19 protein-coding genes and 1 other RNA gene are annotated in these 20957 nt (G+C 41.7%); 12 read left to right on the top strand and 8 right to left on the bottom strand.

Annotated elements, in window-relative coordinates:
* Nucleotides 1-445: 445 nt before the first annotated feature.
* The 3 genes from FMM05_RS10835 to FMM05_RS10825 form a co-directional block, all read right to left on the bottom strand.
* The gene (locus FMM05_RS10835) at nucleotides 446-2428 is read right to left on the bottom strand and encodes a cytochrome-c peroxidase (RefSeq protein WP_143373397.1); all 1983 of its coding nucleotides are present in this window, start codon (nucleotides 2426-2428) and stop codon (nucleotides 446-448) included.
* Between the two features lie 690 nt (nucleotides 2429-3118).
* On the bottom strand, nucleotides 3119-3520 hold the full coding sequence (locus FMM05_RS10830; RefSeq protein ID WP_143373396.1) for a GlcG/HbpS family heme-binding protein: 402 nt from the start codon (nucleotides 3518-3520) through the stop codon (nucleotides 3119-3121).
* Between the two features lie 159 nt (nucleotides 3521-3679).
* Nucleotides 3680-4216, bottom strand: a complete 537-nt coding sequence (locus FMM05_RS10825) for a pyridoxamine 5'-phosphate oxidase family protein (protein WP_143373395.1) — start codon at nucleotides 4214-4216, stop codon at nucleotides 3680-3682.
* A 152-nt stretch (nucleotides 4217-4368) separates the two neighbouring features.
* On the opposite strand from FMM05_RS10825, the gene FMM05_RS10820 reads away from it, so the two are divergent.
* A complete protein-coding gene (locus FMM05_RS10820) occupies nucleotides 4369-6666 on the top strand; it encodes a GH92 family glycosyl hydrolase (protein WP_143373394.1) in 2298 nt (765 codons plus the stop codon).
* A gap of 19 nt (nucleotides 6667-6685) precedes the next feature.
* On the opposite strand, the gene kdsB is transcribed toward FMM05_RS10820, so the two are convergent.
* Together kdsB and FMM05_RS10810 are read right to left on the bottom strand one after the other, a co-directional pair.
* A complete protein-coding gene (gene kdsB, locus FMM05_RS10815; RefSeq protein ID WP_143373393.1) occupies nucleotides 6686-7417 on the bottom strand; it encodes a 3-deoxy-manno-octulosonate cytidylyltransferase in 732 nt (243 codons plus the stop codon).
* Nucleotides 7418-7499: 82 nt separating this feature from the next.
* Entirely contained in the window at nucleotides 7500-8921 is a 1422-nt protein-coding gene (locus tag FMM05_RS10810; RefSeq protein ID WP_143373392.1) for an ATP-dependent DNA helicase, read from the bottom strand.
* A gap of 248 nt (nucleotides 8922-9169) precedes the next feature.
* Between FMM05_RS10810 and FMM05_RS10805 the strand changes: the two genes are divergently transcribed.
* The 3 genes from FMM05_RS10805 (at nucleotide 9170) to FMM05_RS20985 (ending at nucleotide 10815) form a co-directional block, all read left to right on the top strand.
* Complete coding sequence (locus FMM05_RS10805; protein WP_143373391.1) at nucleotides 9170-9976, top strand: DUF3822 family protein; 807 nt, start codon at nucleotides 9170-9172, stop codon at nucleotides 9974-9976.
* Nucleotides 9973-10551: a 16S rRNA (guanine(966)-N(2))-methyltransferase RsmD gene (rsmD, locus tag FMM05_RS10800; RefSeq protein WP_143373390.1), complete on the top strand. Its 579-nt coding sequence runs from the start codon at nucleotides 9973-9975 to the stop codon at nucleotides 10549-10551. Before FMM05_RS10805 ends, rsmD begins: the two co-directional genes overlap by 4 nt.
* 123 nt (nucleotides 10552-10674) lie before the next feature.
* Complete coding sequence (locus tag FMM05_RS20985; RefSeq protein ID WP_185965561.1) at nucleotides 10675-10815, top strand: hypothetical protein; 141 nt, start codon at nucleotides 10675-10677, stop codon at nucleotides 10813-10815.
* Between the two features lie 256 nt (nucleotides 10816-11071).
* Here the strand turns inward: FMM05_RS20985 and rnpB are convergent.
* Nucleotides 11072-11387: RNase P RNA component class A (gene rnpB / locus FMM05_RS10795), an RNA gene on the bottom strand.
* Nucleotides 11388-11613: 226 nt separating this feature from the next.
* On the opposite strand from rnpB, the gene FMM05_RS10790 reads away from it, so the two are divergent.
* From FMM05_RS10790 to FMM05_RS10755, 8 genes are all read left to right on the top strand, one after another.
* A complete protein-coding gene (locus FMM05_RS10790; RefSeq protein ID WP_143373389.1) occupies nucleotides 11614-11919 on the top strand; it encodes a hypothetical protein in 306 nt (101 codons plus the stop codon).
* Between the two features lie 3 nt (nucleotides 11920-11922).
* On the top strand, nucleotides 11923-12999 hold the full coding sequence (locus tag FMM05_RS10785) for a DNA topoisomerase IB (RefSeq protein ID WP_143373388.1): 1077 nt from the start codon (nucleotides 11923-11925) through the stop codon (nucleotides 12997-12999).
* Between the two features lie 135 nt (nucleotides 13000-13134).
* Nucleotides 13135-14385 (top strand): Na+/H+ antiporter, encoded by a 1251-nt coding sequence (locus FMM05_RS10780; protein WP_143373387.1) that lies wholly within the window; start codon nucleotides 13135-13137, stop codon nucleotides 14383-14385.
* Nucleotides 14386-14566: 181 nt separating this feature from the next.
* Nucleotides 14567-15652: a DNA polymerase III subunit gamma/tau gene (gene dnaX, locus FMM05_RS10775; protein ID WP_143373386.1), complete on the top strand. Its 1086-nt coding sequence runs from the start codon at nucleotides 14567-14569 to the stop codon at nucleotides 15650-15652.
* Between the two features lie 26 nt (nucleotides 15653-15678).
* Entirely contained in the window at nucleotides 15679-16332 is a 654-nt protein-coding gene (locus FMM05_RS21170; RefSeq protein ID WP_235894397.1) for a DNA polymerase III subunit gamma/tau, read from the top strand.
* 630 nt (nucleotides 16333-16962) lie between these two features.
* Nucleotides 16963-17346 carry a hypothetical protein gene (locus FMM05_RS10765; RefSeq protein ID WP_143373385.1) on the top strand — a complete coding sequence of 128 codons (384 nt, stop codon included), beginning with the start codon at nucleotides 16963-16965 and terminating at the stop codon, nucleotides 17344-17346.
* A gap of 167 nt (nucleotides 17347-17513) precedes the next feature.
* Nucleotides 17514-18257 (top strand): hypothetical protein, encoded by a 744-nt coding sequence (locus FMM05_RS10760; protein WP_143373384.1) that lies wholly within the window; start codon nucleotides 17514-17516, stop codon nucleotides 18255-18257.
* Between the two features lie 139 nt (nucleotides 18258-18396).
* Nucleotides 18397-19293: a bestrophin family protein gene (locus tag FMM05_RS10755; protein WP_143373383.1), complete on the top strand. Its 897-nt coding sequence runs from the start codon at nucleotides 18397-18399 to the stop codon at nucleotides 19291-19293.
* On the opposite strand, the gene FMM05_RS10750 is transcribed toward FMM05_RS10755, so the two are convergent.
* Together FMM05_RS10750 and FMM05_RS10745 are read right to left on the bottom strand one after the other, a co-directional pair.
* Nucleotides 19286-19810, bottom strand: coding sequence for an O-acetyl-ADP-ribose deacetylase (locus FMM05_RS10750; protein WP_143373382.1), 525 nt, complete (start codon nucleotides 19808-19810; stop codon nucleotides 19286-19288). The two genes, FMM05_RS10755 and FMM05_RS10750, sit on opposite strands and share 8 nt — an antisense overlap.
* A gap of 237 nt (nucleotides 19811-20047) precedes the next feature.
* The gene (locus FMM05_RS10745) at nucleotides 20048-20938 is read right to left on the bottom strand and encodes a Ppx/GppA phosphatase family protein (RefSeq protein ID WP_143373381.1); all 891 of its coding nucleotides are present in this window, start codon (nucleotides 20936-20938) and stop codon (nucleotides 20048-20050) included.
* Nucleotides 20939-20957: the final 19 nt, after the last annotated feature.

The following is a 20957-nucleotide window of genomic DNA, read 5'->3' as shown; positions in this document are numbered from 1 at the left end:
GCCATTGCCTAACCACTGTTATAAAAATTTAAGTTTAGTTTAAGGAAAAGTGAATATCTATAAGAAAACGAGCAGTATAATTATAAAAAGGAAGGAAATATAACAACCAAGATTCTTAATAAATTATACATATGATACTGTTTAGGTAAAACGGTTTAGTAAACTTTCAGCTTTTCTGCGCTAAAAATGATAATTGTAAGAACAATATTATAATTAATATACTTTTAACCTTATGTTTAAGGTGGGTGCAATGTTAAGTAAGGCAACATAACGGCTTAACACAACTACAGAATTTTATGGTAAGGAGCTAAAGATGATTTTTAAACCAATGATTATATTTTCAGCAATGGCTTCATTTTGAAGCGAATATTATTCACTATATACAAAAAAACCTCCGCTTTCGCGGAGGCCGGTGTAAAAAACTATTATATGAAAAGTAACCAAACTATTTATTGTACGGATTGTCGGTCAGTGCTTCCATAAAGGCAATGAGCGCGGCAATCTCTTTTTTGTTGAGGTTTAAAGGATCAGGTGGCAGGGTTTGGTTGGGCACTTCATACCCCAGGCCTATCCCGGCTGCCCCGCCGTTGTTGTAAAAATCTACCACTTCGCTAAGGGTATTATATGCCCCGTTATGAAAGTACGGTGCCGTAAGCTTTGCGTTGCGTACCGTCATGGTTTTAAAGGAGCCACGGTAAATTTCTTCACTGTCTTCTAAAATGCCATTTTTTATACGGCCGGCATCAGTATCAGGCAGGTTGCTTTTGGGTTTGCTTAGTACGCCAAGCACCTCACTTTCGTTTTCTTGGTACAGTGGCGGCACGAGCCCGCCAAATGTGGGCACATAATGGCAGGTGGCACAGGCAGCCTTGCCTGTAAACAGGTTAAAGCCCAACTGAACCTGTGCCGACAACTTTTGCGTTTTGCCCTGCACATATTGGTCAAACTCCGAGTTAAACGAGCGCAGCGATATAATATATGATGACAACGCCGCCGAGAACTGGTAACGGCTTATTGCCCCTTTTTTATTAAAGGCTTTCTCAAACCGGGCTACGTATTCAGGGTTTGCGTTTAGTTTTGCCTGTAGCTTCTCAAAACTGGTGTTAAACTCCAGATGGTTTTCTATAACATGCTTGGCCTGGTCTTCTAAGTCATATGCCCTTAGGTCATAAAAAAAACGGTCAGAGAAAACAGCGTTTATCAGCGTAGGCGAATTTCGCAGTACGGTCATCCCCTCTGCATTAGCGGTAGATTTAGGCTTGCCATCTGTAAAGCCAAGCTCAGGGTTATGGCAGCTGGCACAGCTCATGGTGCCGGTTTGGCTCAGGCTATTGTCATAAAATAGTTGCTTGCCTAACCTACACAGGTTTTCGCTATCATCCCACTCTTTTAAAAGACTGTAGTGATACGGGTTTAAAAAATCTCCGCCAAAAATATTAGTGCTGTTGGCATTCCACGAGGGTATTTTACCCCATCGCTCTGCCGACGATCTTAAATGCAACGCCTGTTGTACCTCCCCTAATTTTTTATAAAGTGGGTTAATATACTGCATTAAAAACTCAAGCCTGTTAAAACCGTCAAAATCGTTTTTGCGGTTAAGGTACTTTACAGCATCGGTAAACAGTGCATTGATTTCTGTTCTTGTAGCATTATCTACCTTACCTACCAAAGGCTGTGTAACTACTTGCATTCCGGCTAACGATGCGCCGGCTTCAGGTAAAGCGTTCAATGAGCCCGGGGTATCAAAACCGGTAATTCCCATAGAAAATATGCGCACCAGCTCTAACCGCGAGGCTTCCAGAACTTCAAAATCATAAAAATAATTGCGCTTATCAATGGCTATCTGTACTGCAATAAAATGATGTTTTAACTGTGCTGCCAGTTTTATTAAAAGCCCTTTATCAATCTCTTCTTCGGAGAATATCAGTTCATCCAATGCCTGCAAGCCTTCGGGGGCTACAACACTGCGTTCGCCACGGTAATGGTCGGTATCAAGGTAATCCAGCACCAGGCTTTTGCTGTATTCATCGGGCGATACCACATAATAACCTTTCTCTTTATACTCTTCTTTAACAGGATAGGGATCTAAATGATTTAAGGGCGGGCCGTTTAAGTAGGCCTTTACATGGCGTGGATAGTAATACTCTAAAATGCCCTCTACAGTTTTAAATGCCTTACGGGTTTTAAGGTGCTGCTGTTGCAGTAGTTTTTTTGAGGTAGTTCCGTTACTATAATCGGCAGCAGCTTTGCTAAGCAGATTAATTTCTGCGCCAAGCAGTGCAACGTTTTTTGTAATCAGCGGGCGGAATTCATCCTGGGTATACTCATTATCTTTATCTGAAAATGAGTACATATGGAAAATTACGGCACATCCACAAACCAATAGCAATATACTTTTTACAACTTTAAAATTAACAGGATTAATCATGGGCGCAAATGTATGTACCCAATAACAAGTGTTATGGCATAAATTATTAAGAAATCGTAAAGTAAATTACCTGCAACTTTTAAAAGGGAGAGAAATTATCTCAAAAAAATAAAGGCTGCCCGCATGCTATTATAACTCTACTACTGTTTTATTTGAATGAAAAAATTACCCTATAAATTCATTCTGTAATAGCACCGGCAGCCTATCTTCTACTCAAAATAATTAAATATAGAACAGGCCATTAATGCTTACTTAACTATTAAAAACTACTACTATTTTCTTTTGTACTGAAAACACCTTCCCATGATGTTGAGGTATTAACATTTTAGTTGCAGTAACAGCCGTGTCCTTTTATCACAATCTGAAACTAATGGCTTAAGCCACTAAGTCGTCAGATTATTTTCAATTAATATCCCTCATCTTGAATATTAATTTCTATGCAACATTAATCAAAATAATTGGTGTGTTTTCATGTGCGCTACAGTAATACAGCGGAAATAAAGAGACAAACAGCGGTTAAAAAAGCGACAAGGTAGTATTAAATTACTGATATAAAACTACATAAAATTTAATTTTAAGAAAAACCACATGATGGCCAGAATGCCATTTTTAAAGTATAAAAAACTAACTGCAAATTGCTTTACATAAAAAAACGCAGCACTTAGGCTGCGTTTTCTGTACGTTTTAAAGTTACCTGTAGGCTTCGGCACCTGCTTTAGCAACCTCTGCATCGTCTTCTACAGAGCTACCCGAAACGCCAATGGCTCCTATTACCTCGCCATTTGCATCTTTAATTGCAACACCTCCCGGAAATGTTATCAATCCGCCGTTAGAATGTTCGATATTAAATAGCGGTTTACCCGGCTGAACCAACGGGCTAAGGTCGGCAGTATCCATCTGAAAAAATACCGCAGTCCTTGCTTTTTTAATGGCAATATCTACAGATCCTAACCAGGCTCCGTCGTTCCTTATAAAAGCAACAAGGTTGCTCCCGCTGTCTACTACACAAATATTCATTTTAGTTTTAATGTCGGCCGCCTTTTGTTTTGCAGCATCAACTACAGCTTCTGCCTGTTCTAAGGTAATGTTCATAGTGTTTAATTGTTTGTTAGTTTGTATGTTACAAGTTAGCTAATCTTATAAAGTATTATCTTAAATAATAGCAAAAGTTTATCTATCACTATTTTAAATATTGTAAAACAAAAAAAGCGTAGTAAAAACTGCGCTTTGATTTAATACTGCCTGCTCCGATTATGGCACTATAGAGCCTTCTACCGAATCATCATAGGTTTCGCCAACCATTGCACCGTAGGCACGCTTAACAAGTGCAACAGCCATATTGGTTTTAATATCCCAATAATATCCTTGTGTTGGTGTAAATTTAATAACGGTTATCCTTGGGTCATCTTTCCCTTCGGTAAACCAGGTTTTCATGGTAGGGTCCCACAGTTCTTCTATTTTTTGCTTGTCGGTACTAATGGTAGCCTTACCATAAAGGGTTAAGAAGTCGCTGTATGATGATCCCTGAAAAAACATTTGTACGGCAGGGTCCTGGCTTATCTCAGCATTTTTATGGCTGTCGTTAGCGCTAAGGAACCAAAAGTTTCCGTAATCATCAATTTCTTCAGCTGCCATAGGCCTTGTAGCAATAGCTTCGCCGGTTACTATTTTAGTGCAAAAAAAGCCTGAGCCTGCACTTTTGGTAAGTTCCCTGATCTTATCAAGGGCTTCCTGCCCTATCAGGTCTTTAAAATTATCTTCCGGTTGGTTTTGGTTTATAGAGTCCATAGTTTATATGTTTTTGATTTCTATAAAATTACGTTTATAAAAAGCTACAATACGTTATAGCTTTGCCATTGTATTGCCAAATTTTAGGCCTTGATTTTAGTAGTTGTTTAAGCAATATAAAATTGCCTAATTTTATGCGCCAACATTTCAATATGAAAAATATACTATCCGCGGTTGCCCTGTTACTTGTTACTGTAAGCAGCTATTCGCAAAAAATAACAAAGAAAAATTACGAGTACATTAACCCCATGATAGGTACGCAGCGCATGGGGCATACCTTTCCCGGAGCAACCGTGCCGTTTGGGTCGGTTCAGTTAAGCCCGGAAACCGATACGATTGCCTACGAACTTGATAAAAAATACAATGGCGAAGTGTATAAGTATTGTGCCGGCTACCAGTATGATGATACAACTATTGTTGGCTTTAGCCACACGCATTTTAGCGGAACGGGGCACTCCGATCTTGGCGATTTCCTTATTATGCCCACTACTGGTGCCTTACAAATCAATCCCGGTACGGCAGCCAACCCAAAAAGCGGTTACAGGTCGGCCTACTCTCATATTAACGAGGTAGCACAGGCTAATTACTATAAGGTGAAGCTGGACGACCATAATATTATAGCCGAACTTACCACAAGCCAGCGCGTGGGCTTCCATCAATATACCTTCCCAAAATCATCAGATGCACATATTATACTCGATTTGATGAGCGGCATATACAATCATAACGAAAAGAACGTGTATACCTTTATACGGGTGGAAAATGACACGCTGATTACGGGCTACCGCCAAACACAGGGCTGGGCAAGAACCCGGACGGTGTATTTTGCTATGGCTTTATCTAAACCATTTAAAGAATATGGCGTTAAAAAGTATGATGAAGGCAACATTTACAACGGTTTTTGGCGCAAGTTCGATCAGACAAAGAACTTTCCTGAAGCTGCCGGGCGTAACCTGCGTATGTATTTTAATTTTGATACACAGGATAATGAAAAGATAAAAATAAAGTTTGCTTTATCGCCGGTAAGTACCGCCGGTGCGTTGGCAAATATGAAGGCTGAAATTGCGCATTGGGATTTTGAAAAAGCAAAAACAGATGGGCAACAATTATGGGAAGGCGAACTGAAAAAAATTAAAATAGAAACGCTTACTGAAAATGATAAAACTAACTTTTATACAGCACTTTATCACACCTTTATTAACCCAACGGTTTATATGGATGCCGATGGGAGTTATAAAGGTTTAGACCAGAATATCCATAAGGCTGAGGGCTTTACAAACTACACTACATTCTCGCTTTGGGATACCTACAGGGCGCTGCACCCGCTGTTTAATATTGTGCAGCCCAAGCGCAACCGCGACATGGTAAGCAGCATGCTGGCGCATTACAGCCAAAGTGTACACAAAGCACTGCCGGTGTGGTCGCATTACGCTAATGAGAACTGGTGCATGATAGGCTACCACTCCGTTTCGGTCATAGCCGATGCGGTTATAAAAGGCAATGTTGATTTTGACACCAACCTGGCGCTACAGGCCTGTATCAACTCGTCTAACCTGCGCTATTACGACGGGATTGAATACTATTTACAATACGGTTATGTGCCCGAAGATAAGAACGGATCATCGGTTTCTAAAACTTTAGAATATGCTTATGATGACTGGTGCATTGCCCAGATGGCGAAGAAATTAGGCCGGGATGATGTATATGCCGAATATACCAAACGCGCTCAGAACTATAAGAACGTATGGGATGCCAAAACCGGCTTTATGCGCCCAAAAATCAGCGATGGTACCTTTAAAAAAGAGTTTGATGCGCTGGATACCCACGGGCAGGGTTTTATAGAAGGTAACGCGTGGAACTACAGTTTGTATGTTCCGCAGGATCCTGAGGCACTTGTTGAACTGAATGGTGGCAAGGAAAAGTTTACCAGGCATTTAGACTCGCTTTTTACAATGACATTACCCGATAAGTATTTTGAAAAGACCGAGGATATTACCCGCGATGGCATTATTGGTAACTATGTGCACGGCAACGAACCGTCTCACCATGTGGCTTATTTGTACAACTTTACAGGAAAGCCCTATAAAACGCAGCAGCGTGTTCGTATGATAATAGATGCCATGTACAAACCTGCACCAGATGGCCTTGGCGGAAACGACGACACCGGCCAGATGAGTGCCTGGTACATTTTTACATCGCTTGGGTTTTACCCCATAGCTCCGGGAAGCGATCATTACGCTTTAGGAAGTCCAAAAGTTAAATCGGCAATACTAACCCTGGAAAACGGCAATACATTTACTATAACGGCTAAAAACCAGTCGGATAAAAATGTATATGTATCTAAAGCCGAACTGAATGGCAAAGTTTTAGACCGGTTGTACCTTACCCACAGCGAAATTATGGATGGCGGTACGCTTGTGTTTTACATGACCAATAAGCCTGTTAAATAACGGTTTTGACTATTGCAACCTAAGATTCTAACAATCGTTTAGCCTTCTCTAAATCCTCGGGTGTATCAATACCAATACCGGCATGGCTGGTAAGTACCATTTTGATTTTTTTACCATACTCCAGGTAGCGCAGCTGCTCCAGTTTTTCTGACGCCTCCAGGCTTTGCATGGGCAATTTATAAAAATCAAGCAGGGCGTGTTTTCTAAACGCATAAATACCTATGTGGCGGTAGTATTTTACGCCTGCTTCTTTGTCGCGCGGGTATGGTATTACCGACCGTGAAAAGTACAGTGCGAAATCTTTTTGGTCTACAATTACTTTAACGTTGTTGGGGTTTTCTATATCTTCCCAATCAGTTATGTTCATCATTACCGATGCCAGGTCTATTTCATGCGCAACATCGCTTTTAAAAACCTCCAGCACGGCAGCCAGCGGTTCTTTATTGATGAAAGGCTCATCGCCCTGCACGTTAACTACAATATCTACATCAAGGTTTTCTATGGCTTCGGCAATACGGTCGCTGCCGCTTTCGTGCTCCTTGATGCTCATAATGGCCTTGCCGCCGTTGGCAACAATCTCGTTATAAATCAGGTCAGAATCCGTCACCACAAAAACATCATCAAACAAGCCGGTTTCAAGCGCTGCCTGGTAGGTTCGGGTAATTACGGTCTTGCCGCCCAAATCCTGCATTAGTTTTGCAGGGAAACGGGTACTGCCGTATCGTGCGGGTATAACTGCTATAATTTTCATAATCAAATTTTAATATTTTGTGAGACGCAAGGCATTGTGTCTCTACTTCTTATCGGGATGTTAGACGCAAAGCATTGCGTCTCTACTCCTCAAAATTGTCATCTTTAAAACCAATTAGGTACAGCCTGTCCTTTGCGCGGGTTACGGCGGTGTACAACCAGCGGATGTAATCCCTGTCGATACCCTCGGGCAAATACGGCTGCTCTATAAAAACGGTGTTCCACTGGCCGCCCTGGCTTTTATGGCAGGTAATGGCATAGGAAAACTTAACCTGTAATGCATTAAAATGCGGACTGTTCTTTATCTTTAAAAACTTTTTATACTGAGGCTCGCCCTCAAAGTCGGCCTGGATCTCATGGTATAAACGGTTCGATTCATCATAGGTTAACGATGGCGACTCACTTGTTAGGGTATCCAAAAGCAAATACGTTTCTAAAAACGGATGGTTAGGATAATCTACCATGCGCACTTTTACGCGGGCAAATTTAAAACCGTACAACTCCTCTATCCTAAAAATTTCCAGTACCTCTATAATATCGCCATTGGCAATAAATCCGGCTTCGCTTTTTTCGTCCAGCCAAAAATAGTTATTCTTAACCACCATAAGGTAATCTCCGGTACTAAGTTCGCTTTCGCGGTCTAAAATGCGGGTACGTATCTGTTGGTTGTACTCATTGGCACGCTTGTTAGAGCGCACTATAAACGCGGTATCTTCTATACTGTAATTGCTGTAGGCCTGGTTTATGGCATCCTGAATATCATATCCATCCGTTAACCGCACTATGTCTTTAAAGCCGCGTAACTTAAACTTAAAGGTATCAACAAAAGCCGACTTAAGCAAATCGCGCATCTCTGTAGCGTTGTACAATATGCCAGAGTCAAACTCCTGGCGCATTACTTCGTCGAGCTCTATTTGCTGGACTTCTTTAAAATAATTGCGTGCAAGGCCCTCTGCATCTAGCGCGGGGCTCAAATCGGAGTTTATAGGCGGTAGCTGTGCCGTGTCGCCCACCATGATCATTTTACAGTTGGTACCGGAGTAAACGTACGACATCAAATCGTCTAACAACGAGCCCATTTCGTACATTTTAGAGTCGTATGCCGAGTCGGATATCATAGAGGCTTCATCAACTATAAAAACGGTATCCTTAAACTTGTTGGGCTGCAGGGTAAAGCTCACGCCGCCGCCACTCCCCTTTTTAGGGAAATAAATACGCTTGTGTATCGTAAACGCAGGTTTTTGAGAATAGCCCGATATTACCTTAGCCGCACGGCCCGTGGGTGCCAGCAGCACATATTTTTTACCGGCTTCGCGCAGGTTGTTAACCAGCGTAGATATTATTGTAGTTTTACCGGTACCTGCGTAGCCCTTTAGTACAAACAAATCCTGCTTGCCGGTGCTGACAATAAATTCGGCTATTTTTTGTAGAAAAATATCCTGCTTTAAGGTGGGGCTAAACGGAAAGTTTTGCCTTAATACTTTGTAAAATAATGCAGGGGTCATTTATTAAGCCGGGTATTAAAATTGTAGGCCAAAGATAGGTAATAAGACTTTGCCACTAATTACATTTTTCGCCACGAATTACACAAATTTTCACAAACATAAAATGCACATCTTGTAGTAATGGATATCAGAATAAAAATTAGTGCAATTTGTGTAATTCGTGGCTAAAAAATATACTACTAATTCGCAGCTAAAAAATTATAACCCCAAAAAAGAATGTAAATTTGTAACCAATCAATCTACAATTAATGAACGACGCTATTACCGCTAAAAATTACAAGAAGCTTTCGCTGCAAATTGCAGCAAACGGTATGTCGTTCGCAGGTTTTGATACCTTAAACAGGGAAGTGATCTTTAAAGGCCAGGTAGCGTTTGCCAAAACCACTCCGCTGGAAGATGAACTCTGGAAGGTTTTTGTGCACCACCCTGAGCTTAAAGCCGATTATGACGAGGTTATAGTATTGCACGATAACAGCTTTAACACCTTCGTACCTACTGCGCTGTTTGATGAAAATTACCCTGGTAGCTACCTGCAATACAACACCCGTGTTTTTGAAGCCGACTTTTTTGCATGGGATGCCCTGGGCAGCTATGATATTACCAATGTGTATGTGCCCCTAATGAATGTGAACAATTTTTTAATTGAACGCCTGGGTACATTTGAATACAAGAATACCAACAGTATTTTGGTAGAAAAACTGTTGGATGCTTCTATAAACATAGATGAGAAACAGGTGTTTGTACACGTCCAGGAAAATCATTTTGAGATTGTAGTGGTGCGCAGCCAAAAGCTTTTGCTTTACAATTCTTTTGAATACAATACTGCCGAAGACTTTTTGTACTACTTGCTCTTTACGCTGGAACAGCTTACCCTTAACCCGGAAACGGTTAGTGTTACCCTGCTTAGCAAAATTAGCCAGGACAGCCCTTTATATACACTGGCGTACACCTACATACGTAACGTAGCCTTATACAATCCCGCCGCATTGGCACAAAAATGGCATTTAGAGACGCAGCATGATGCCCTGCATAATTTTATTATATTGAACTCATGAGAATTATTTCAGGAAAATATAAGGGCCGCAGGATAAGTCCGCCACGCAATTTACCCGTGCGCCCTACCACCGATATGTCTAAAGAGTCGTTGTTTAACATACTTAACAACCGCATAAATTTTGCAGGCCTTAAAGTGCTCGACCTTTTTAGCGGCACCGGTAACCTGAGCTACGAATTCGGCTCCCGTGGCGCCGACAGCATTACCGCCGTTGATGCCGATATGGGCTGTATTAAGTTTATAAAGCAAACCGCAGGCGAGTTCGATTTTAATATATCAGCCATAAAAAGCGATGTGTTTAAATTCGTAAAAGGGCATAAATCCAACTACGATATTATTGTAGCCGACCCTCCATACAATATGGAGCAAAAGAATTTTGAAGAATTAGTGACTCTTATTTTTGAAGCCGAACTGCTTCGCGAAGACGGCATTATGATCATTGAACATTCCAAATACACCAAAATGGAGCACATGATGAACTTTTCGTTCAACAAAAAATATGGTGGCTCTATCTTTACCTTTTTTGAGTTTGAAGGCGAAGAGGGTAATAATGATACGGATGGTGAAGAGGAATAGCGATTGCTTTATTTGCCTTTAAGATATTCAGAAGAGAAGAGGCATGTGCCGCTACTATAATTTAGTCGCAGTAACAAAATATTTATCAGTAATAAAAGAAGAGAATAGTTAAAGATCTACTATATGTCGTTAGATAATGAGCGCCTTACATTCTTATTAAAAGAACTCGAAATCGGTGAGAACTCAAAAATGATTGCCGATTTTGACCGCAAAGAATTTTTCAAAAACTTAAAAAAGAGAAATATAAAAAGAAGAAAACTGTAAACTTTAGTCTGTATTCCAGTCTGATGCGAGCTCTTAGTTTTAAGATTAATTAGAGCATATATTTATAATGAGACTGCTGCGGTCGTACCTCCCTCGCAGTGACAGTGCGTGAAGAAATGAACATAAAATACCCGTGTACGTCACTGCGAGCGAAGTGCAACGTAGCGCGGCAGTCTCACATGGAATGCAATCAAATTATACACGAGCGAGACGCTCACACAAGCAATTAGAAACTCCAATAATAGTTGTAGAAATTAAAAAAAGCAGGCCTGTAAGCCGGATTCTGTATCCCCGAGGGACCCTTATCATTTATCTGGATGCAACATTACTGTTACGCTCAATCTGCCTACCCCCCGGCATCGGGCGGGCAGCCCTACATATAGCCGGTATACATGGCATTTCACCGCATAGAGTTTACCTGGTTTCACTACAGCATTACCTGTACATACTTTCTGTTGCACTTGTCCTCCCGCGGTTCTGCATACCACGGTGACGGGCGTTACCCGCTATGCTGCCCTCTGGTGTCCGGACTTTCCTCCCTTTTTGCAAAGAGCGATAAGGCGGCCTGCTGGCGGCAAAGATAGGTTTTTAATGTCGAAAGTCGCAAGGTCAAAAGTTTTTAAAGGCAGGCACCATTACTCATCTATTCATTTACATTCATCCTTAGACTTTTGACTTTCGACTTTACGACTTGATGGCTTTGGACTATACGAATGTTTAACATTTCGTTGGCTGCGTTCAAAATCTTTAATTTCTAATTTTAAGATAGTAAAACAAACTAACATAACACAAAACATCATGGACAGACAAATGTATCATTATGCAACGGTTTCTAAAGCCTTGCAGGAACTGACAGAAAAGGGTTATACTATTGATTATAACCTACAGGAAGACCGCATTAAAGCAAATTACAAAGATTTTGAGATCATGGAAATTTACCGCTACGAGGGCGAAAGCGATCCCGGCGATGAGGCTACCGTTTATGGCATACAGAGCAAAGACGGGCAAAAAGGGGTGTTTGTAGCAGGATCTGGCGCGTTTGAAGAAAACAGCGCGGCAAAGCTGCTTGATACCATGAGCATACAGGGAAGGTCTCAGGAATAACCCATGAACAGGCTGCAAAAAAAACTCGAAAAAATAGGGAGCGATCCTAAAGTTACAGCCAAAGCCGTTGGCCTGCGCTATTCTTTAAAAGCCGATAAAGGCTATTACAGGAAACGTAGGGCCAACGGCTTTACTTTTATAGACGAGACCGGTAAAACCGTTAAGGATAAAGCCGTGCTGGAGCGTATAAAAAAACTGGTTATACCCCCCGCGTGGGAAAACGTATGGGTATCGCCTTTTGAAAATGGGCACCTACAGGTTACCGGTACCGATGTTAAGGGCCGCAAGCAATACCGCTATCACCCCGATTGGAACAAGATACGCAACCAAAGTAAATTCTTCAGGCTGCGCAGGTTTGCACTGGCGCTGCCCCACATTAGGGAACAGGTAGAGACAGACCTTAACCGCAAAGGCCTCCCATATGAAAAGGTGGTTGCACTTGTGGTTAAACTTATAGAGTTAACCAACATTCGTATTGGCAACGATGCTTATAAAAAACTGTATGGCTCGTTTGGGCTTACTACCCTACGCGATAAGCACGTTAAGTTTGACGGCGCAACAGTATTGTTCGACTTTGTAGGCAAGAAAGGCGTTAAGCACAAAATAAAGCTGCAAAGCCGCCGTATGGCCAACCTGGTTAAAAAATGCCAGGACATACCGGGTCAGGAGTTATTTCAATACTACGATGATAACGGAGGGCACCACACTATAGGGTCGGGCGATATAAACAGCTACCTTAAAGAAATTACGGGTGAAGATTTTACTGCAAAAGATTTCCGCGCCTGGGCGGGCAGCCTTAATGCGTTGTGTGCCTTTCAGGAAATTGGCGAGTTTGAAAACGTAACCGACTTTAAGCGCAAAGTGGTATCGGTACTGGACCATGTGGCCGAAAAGCTGGGCAATACCCGCACCGTTTGCAAAAAATACTACGTACACCCTACGGTTATTGCGGCTTACGAAAAAGGTTCGCTGTGGAAGTATTCCGTTACCGAGAAAGATAACGCCGGCGAACTGAATCCGCAGGAAAAGACGTTGTTGGAATTATTATCTACCGAGGATATAGCGGAAGTAATAGGCTAAAGCCATTTTAATTATAGATTGAAGATTTAAAGATTGAGGGCTGGAATTTAGTAACCGAAAAACGTTAGGTTTTGTATTTTTACACTTACATTACTAAATTTTTGAATCTTCAATTTTTAAATCTTTAAATTAAAGATGGAAAACTATACCGTTGTTCTCTTTATACTTGCCATAATGATAGGGCTTTCGGCACTGGCCGATAAAATTAAGCTACCCTACCCTATTTTGCTAATCATTGCAGGTATAGGTATCGGCTTTGCGCCATCGGTACCAAAAATAGAGATAAATCCGGAAATCATCTTCCTTATTTTTCTGCCGCCCTTACTTTATGATGCGGCGTTTAATATTCCGCTTAAAGATTTTAAAACCCATATAAATACCATTGGTACACTGGCCATATCGCTGGTGTTTTTAACCACCGTAGGTATTGCTGCCGTGGCCTATTACCTTGTGCCGGGCATGACCTGGCCGCTGGCGTTTGTTTTGGGTGCCATACTATCGGCTACCGATGCTGTTGCTGCCATGAGCATTACAAAAGGCCTGGGGCTATCGCATAAAACCAATACCATATTAGAAGGCGAAAGCCTTATAAATGATGCATCGGCGCTGGTAGCCTACCGCTTTGCCGTGGCTGCCGTTACCGGTACTGCCTTTGTGTTATGGCGCGCTGCTTTAGAGTTTGTATTGCTATTGGGCGGAGGCTTTGTTGTGGGTTTTATAATTGCACGCGTATCATTTTTACTACAGTTTATAAAGAACAATACTATTGTTATCATTAGCTTTTTACTTTTACTGCCATTTGTTACCTATTTGGTTGCTGAGGAATTTCACGTATCCGGCGTTATTGCAGTGGTAACTTTAGGGCTATCAATAGCATTTGTAAGCAATAAGGTTTTCCCGGAACACCTTAAAAACCAGTCTAAAAACATTTGGGATATTATTATTTTTATGCTTAACGGACTCATCTTTATACTTATAGGATTGCAGTTTCCGTATGTATTAAAAAATATCCCGACGGAAAATGTTGGTCCGTACCTAATTTACGCATTGCTTATAACCGTTGTAACGCTGCTTATACGCATGCTAAGGGTTTTTATGCAGAAAATGAATCTTCAAAAAGCCTTTTCCATGAAACGCAGAAAAATTTCCGAAGAAGCGCTCTTGGATTTCCGCAACAGCCTTATAATTAGTTGGAGTGGTATGCGCGGTATCGTGTCGCTTGCCATTGCCATAGGTTTGCCCAAAACGCTGGAAGACGGCACGCCCTTTCCGCTCCGTAACGAAATTATATTCATTTCGGTAGCTGTGGTGCTGTTTACACTTATCGGCCAAGGGCTTACACTACCGCTTATTGTAAAAAAGCTGGGGAAGAAAACGGATGGTTAAATGATTACGCGGTTGGATTTTTAGACTGTTTGAGCATCAGGATTACTATCGTAAAAAAGTAAAATCATTATACAGAGTAATTTAAATGCGTGGTAACTTTCTAATCCTCTAAAAATCTAAAAATCCGGTAAACCAAGCGTGCAACAATCCAATAATCTGACTATCTTTGCGCATACAGCCTATGGAACAGTTTATAGTATCAGCCCGTAAATACCGCCCGCAAACATTTAAAGATGTTGTGGGGCAGCAGGCTATTACCAATACGCTATTAAACGCTATAGAAAGCAACCATCTGGCACAGGCACTGCTGTTTACGGGTCCGCGTGGTGTGGGTAAAACTACCTGCGCACGTATACTGGCACGTAAAATAAACCAGGAAGGTTATGATGACCCGTATGAAGATTTTGCCTTTAACGTGTTTGAGCTGGATGCTGCCAGTAATAACTCGGTAGACGATATACGCAGCCTAATAGACCAGGTGCGCATACCGCCGCAAACCGGCAAGTACAAGGTATATATTATAGATGAGGTGCACATGCTCTCGCAGGCAGCTTTTAACGCGTTCCTTAAAACGCTGGAAGAGCCGCCGCGCCACGCCATCTTTATCCTTGCTACTACAGAGAAGCACAAAATTATACCTACCATATTATCGCGTTGCCAGATATTTGATTTTAAGCGGATAACGGTTAAAGATGCTAAAGAGCACCTTGCCGAGGTGGCACGCAGCCAGGGCATTACATTTGAAGATGATGCACTGCACATTATTGCCCAAAAGGCCGATGGTGCCATGCGCGACGCACTGTCAATTTTTGACAGGGTAGTAAGCTATTGCGGTACTAACCTTACCCGCCAGGCGGTTACAGAGAATCTTAACGTACTCGATTATGAGTATTATGTAAAAGTAACCGACCTTATCCTTGAGAACAGGATTCCGGACTTATTACTTGCGTATAATGATATCCTTGCCAAAGGGTTTGATGGCCACCACTTTGTTGCAGGTCTTGCCTCGCACTTTAGAGATCTATTGGTGTGCCAAAACCCGGCGACACTAATATTGCTGGAAGCCGGCGAAGTTGCCCAGCAGCTATACGGCATCCAGGCGCAAAAAGCCAGCCAGGAGTTTTTACTTAGAGGTATTGATATCGCTAACGAATGCGACCTAAAATATAAGGTAAGCCAAAACCAGCGCCTGCTTGTAGAGCTTTGCCTTATGCAGCTTGCCTCCATCACTTTTGATGGAGAAAAAAAAAAGTTGACGGGTTTATAATCCCCCCTCATTATTTTAAAGATGGCGTGCTTTCAGCACCGCAGCAAACGGCTACGGTTAGCGAACCTGCGCCACAAACTGTTGCCACGCCCATTAGCGCACCTATAGCTGAAAAGCCCGCAGGCCTTAGTCCGTTGCCTGTAAAAGAGCTGGAGGTTGATACGCCCGAAGTGGTTCAGCCGGCCGTGGTGCGTGTAGAAGATAAGGATGGCGAGGTTAGGGTTTCGGCATTTTCATTAGCGAGCATCCGCAAGAAAAAAGAAATGGAGCAAAACAGCAGGGCGCACTTAAACGACCCTGATGCACTGCCCCGCAATGCTTTTAACGAAACGGATATGCGCCTGCAATGGAACAAATTTGCGCAGCGCCTTAGCGATACGGGCCAAAAGATCATGGCTACGTATATGCAAATTAATGATCCGCACCTGCATAAAGATGGCTTTACCATCAGGCTGGAATTGCCCAACGAAGGCTCTAAAGTAGATTTTGACAACAATAAGCACGAACTGTTGGGTTACCTGCGCGGTAAGCTACACAATCACGATATTGTTATAGAAACCCATGTTAACGAGGTGGTATCCACCAAATATGCGTTTACCCCCGAAGAAAAATACGAAAAGCTTAAGGCCATTAACCCTGCGGTTGAGGTGTTGAGGAAGATGTTTGATTTGGATATATAATTCCCATTGCGGGTTTGAGATGGAACGCGGATGACACGGATGCGGGCTATCGCGGATTGAACGGATTTTATAAGGCATAATACCTGCGCGTGTCATCCTGAGCGGAGACCAACGGAGCCGAAGGGTCTTGAATGGAACGCTGATAAAACGGATGCAGGATATCGCGGATTTTTACTGATCTTTATAAGGTATAATAGCAATCCTGGCATTCCCCTCCTTTGGAGGGGTGCCCGTAGGGTGGGGTGGTTTATTATGAAACAAAAGTAACCACCCCGGCTTTCAGCCACCCCTCCAAAGGAGGGGAATGCAAGCGTCACATAAACTATCTATAATAAAATTGTTATACCAAATTGCAACGGAGCCGAAGGATCTTGAATGGAACGCTGATAAAACAGATGCAAGCAGTCGCGGATTGAACAGGTTTACACACATTTTTCGGGTTCCTTTTCACCTTTGTCATTGCGAGAGAAATGCAATGGAGCGCGGCACCCGAGGGCTTGCCCGAACTGACGAAGTAATCTCACTCGGGAGTGCTATCAAATATGACTTAAATTATGAAATCGCTTCGTCGTGCCTCCTCGCGAAGACTATATAGGGTATTTTACGTGTAATACATTAATTAATATCAGCATGAAAAACATTCTTACACTTCTTATTTTCATAGCATCGTTTACCCTAAATGCCCAGGAAATAAACAAGGCTACTATTTTTAAGTCCGATAGCATTATTTACCTAAATGCGGTTATGCGGTTAGACCATAAAATAGTGGGATATGAAAAGCCAGATGCAAAGTCGCGCAAAATGATACTACTTTCTATCTTCACCAGTGATGTAGAGAATAACCCGTACAATTGCCCGTTTGGCGCTTATTATGATACCACACATATGGATGGGCTTACCATAAAATGCCTTGCTACGCAGGATAATTTTATTAAGGCGGCTTTGTTAAATGACAACCAAACCAAGGCTGTTGTGTACTTTGAAAAGAACTGGGTGGAGTGGCAGGAGGATTGATACATGTCCTTCCTGAAACAAGACTTACTTACCCTCATAGCCCCGATAGCAGCGGCAGCCCCCGCTTTTTTTTGCGGGGCTACAGCGAATAGCGGGACGGGCGTTTATAAAAATACGCGCACCTTTACTGCTCCTTATTTGTTCAACATTTTAATTACATTTGATGCATGAAATGTAGTTTGCTCATAGGTATTCTTTTAGCTAACATCTTTGCTTACAGCCAGGATAAAACCGGCACGCTTACTAATGCCGACCTAAATATTGTGTCGCGGCTCAGCACTGATTTAAAAGAAAACATTAATTTGCTACAAGATACTAATGGTATTGCACTAACAAAGTACCTTAAAGCCGAACTGGTGGATGAAGCTACCTACTATGCTAAAATGCAAACCGCGATAAGCCCTATAGTATATGACAACCAGCGTTTTAAAAAGACAAATGGCGTAACTACACTAAAATGCCGCGATACTGTTGTTACCTTTACAGATATTGATAGTGATGGAGAAGATTTTAAAGAGCACTATTATGACAGCTACCTGCCTGCTTTAAATCAGTACATTGTTAAGGCAACATATTATGAGGAGTACGACTATATTTATGTCGATATGAACAGCGGCAGGCAAACGTCGTTTAATGGGAGTATTCCGTATTTGGCGCCCAACAAAAAGATGCTGCTGGATGTTTACCATGAGCCTTATGAAAACACGGTGAGCTTTTCATTAATTAAAGTCGGCAAAAAAGAATTTACCACCCTAATAAGTACTGAATTTAAATACTGGATGCCCGCTACGGATACTGCCAGTGCCCCATTTTGGGGCAAAGACGGATATTTTTATTGCATTGCAATAGCGGTTGAAGATAAAGACAAACCCGATGCAGCACACCAGTATGTACGGATTAAGCTGCTTTAAAATCCTGCTACCCTTTATGGCTGATTAGCGAAAAGGATATTGTGTGAAAATTATTATAAATTTACCGCACCTTGTCCGTTACTACTTGACATTGTAAGAATTTAGCAGTAATTTTAAATCAAAGATTTAAATACACTTTATGTTAGTAGAAAAAAGGCTTCCGCTTTCCTATATATTTGGGTTGGTAAAATATGAAATGCTTATTGTATTAATACTGGGCTTTGCCATACATTTTTTAACCGAAAATTTTTACTATTACCTGCCCGATATGCCCCTTACCATTGCTACTTTTTTAGGTACGGCAATATCGGTACTGCTCTCGTTTAAAATGAGTCAGAGTTATGACCGCTGGTGGGAAGCCCGTAAAGTTTGGGGCGCTATAGTGAACGACTCCCGATCATTCGTACTACAGTTACAGGCATTTTTAAACGCCGGTTTAAATAAAGATCAGGTAAAAACAATGGCATACCGCCAAATAGCATGGTGCTACTCGTTAGGTCAGTCGTTGCGAGGCTTGCCTGCGTTAGACGGATGTGATGCATTCTTATCGCCCGAAGACATTACTGTACTGAACAAACATAAAAATAAGCCATTAGGTATATTACAGCTTAATGTGCACCAAATAAGTGAGTTAAAAGATAAAGGGCAGTTAAGCGACTTTACTCACGTGCAGCTTAATAATACCTGTGTAAAATTTTCTGACTGGATGGGAATGGCAGAACGTATAAACAACACGGTTTTTCCTACCACTTACAGGCTGTTTCTACACTTTACTATTTACCTTTTTGTGGTTATACTTTCTATTGGGCTTAAAGGGATAATGTTGGCGTATGAGATTCCGCTGCTTATGCTGATATCGTTAGTATTTTTCCTGTTAGAAAAAACCGCCTACTATTTGCAGGATCCCTTCCGTAATCGTCCAAGCGATACATCGGTAACTGCCATTGCCAGAACTATTGAGATAAATGTTAGGCAACTGCTTGACGAAGAAGAGCTACCGGAACCGGTTACTAAAGAAACGTTTTATATTATGTAGCTTTTAGCAAATCATCATAAAGGCTATAATTCTCATCATCAAAGCATACAAAGATTACCTCTGTTATGCCTTCATCATTGTCGAGAAAATCCCTAACCGTAGCTACAGCAATCTCGGCCGCTTTAGGCTTAGGAAAATGGTAAATGCCCGTGCTTATGTTTGGGAAGGCAATAGTTTTGATGTTGTTCTCTACTGCAAGCTGTAAACTGTTGCTGTAAGCCTTGGCAAGCAGTTGCTCTTTTTCGGCTTTGTCACCACTGTACACCGGGCCAACTGTATGTATAACATATTTTGCCGGGAGCTTACCTGCGGTTGTAATTACAGCCTCGCCGGTCTTGCAGCCGCCTTGTCGGTTTCTGATAGCGATGCAGTCATTTAAAATTGCTTCTCCACCCGCACGATGAATGGCACCATCCACTCCACCGCCGCCGAGTAATGATGAGTTGGCCGCGTTTACAATTGCATCAACTTCAATTTTTGTAATGTCGCCTTTTACCAATTTTATTTTTGAATCCATCGTTAACATTTGAATCGTGAGATTTACTAATTATAAATTTAATCTATCGAAAATCATGATAAGATTAGCCTAAGCGTAAAAAGTTAAAAAAAATGCTATTTTTGCGCGAAAACAAAATCCAAAAGTGAAATATCAAAATTAACATGATGATTTTCAGTAAAATAAAAAACACCAAAAATGCGTAAAAAATATACCAAAAGTAAAATATTAAGCCCTTTTTAATGCCATAGAATTTCTCTATATCTTATCGTAATACATGGCTTTAACAATACCGTCGGACAGACCAATCTTAGGAACATAGATGTTCCTGGCACCACTCCACTTCATGGCATTGAGGTAAATACGTGCAGCATAGATAATTACGTCGGCGCGATCGGGGTTTAGGCCGAGATCGGATATGCGTTGTTCGTAACTTGTATTGTTAAGGAACTGATACTGAGCATTTACGTAAAAATAAGACAATGGTTTATCCTGTTTTTTACCCGACATTTTAAACAGTTTATTAATGTTACCACCTGATCCTATGAGGGTTACGGTATCATATTCTTCGGTAACGGCTTTAATCCATTTTTCGATTTCCTGCCATACCACGTCATTAACCATATTGTTAAGCAATCGCACCGTACCATTTTTGAACGACTTGGAAGCCACTATCTTACCATTGGCAAACAGCGAAAATTCGGTACTTCCACCACCTACATCTACAAACAAATAGGTCTGGTCCGGCTTGATGAATTCATGCAGATCGGTAGCCGCAATAATAGCTGCTTCCTTCTTACCATCTATGATTTCTATTTTTATATCAGCCTCACGTTCAATGATTTCCACTACTTCAGCAGCGTTATAAGCTTCCCGCATCGCCGATGTTGCACACGCCATATAGCGCTCAACACCATGTACTTTCATAAGCAACTTATAAGCCTTCATGGCATCTACCATACGGTTTATGTTGTCATCGGTAATTTCGCCCACGGTAAAGGCATCCTGGCCCAAGCGTATAGGCACACGCACCAGCGAGCTTTTATTGAACTGCGGCTCCTTGCTTTCCTGCTCTACTATGTTGCAAATCAGTAGCCTCATGGCGTTTGACCCGATATCTATAGCAGCGTATTTTTTTATGTTAATCATTCCTGAGAGGGACTGAGGC

The organism is Flavobacterium zepuense (genome assembly GCF_007097145.1).
GTDB lineage: Bacteria > Bacteroidota > Bacteroidia > Flavobacteriales > Flavobacteriaceae > Flavobacterium > Flavobacterium zepuense.
Note: the sequence above shows the minus strand (reverse complement) of the source record. Positions and strands in the feature narration are given on the sequence as shown.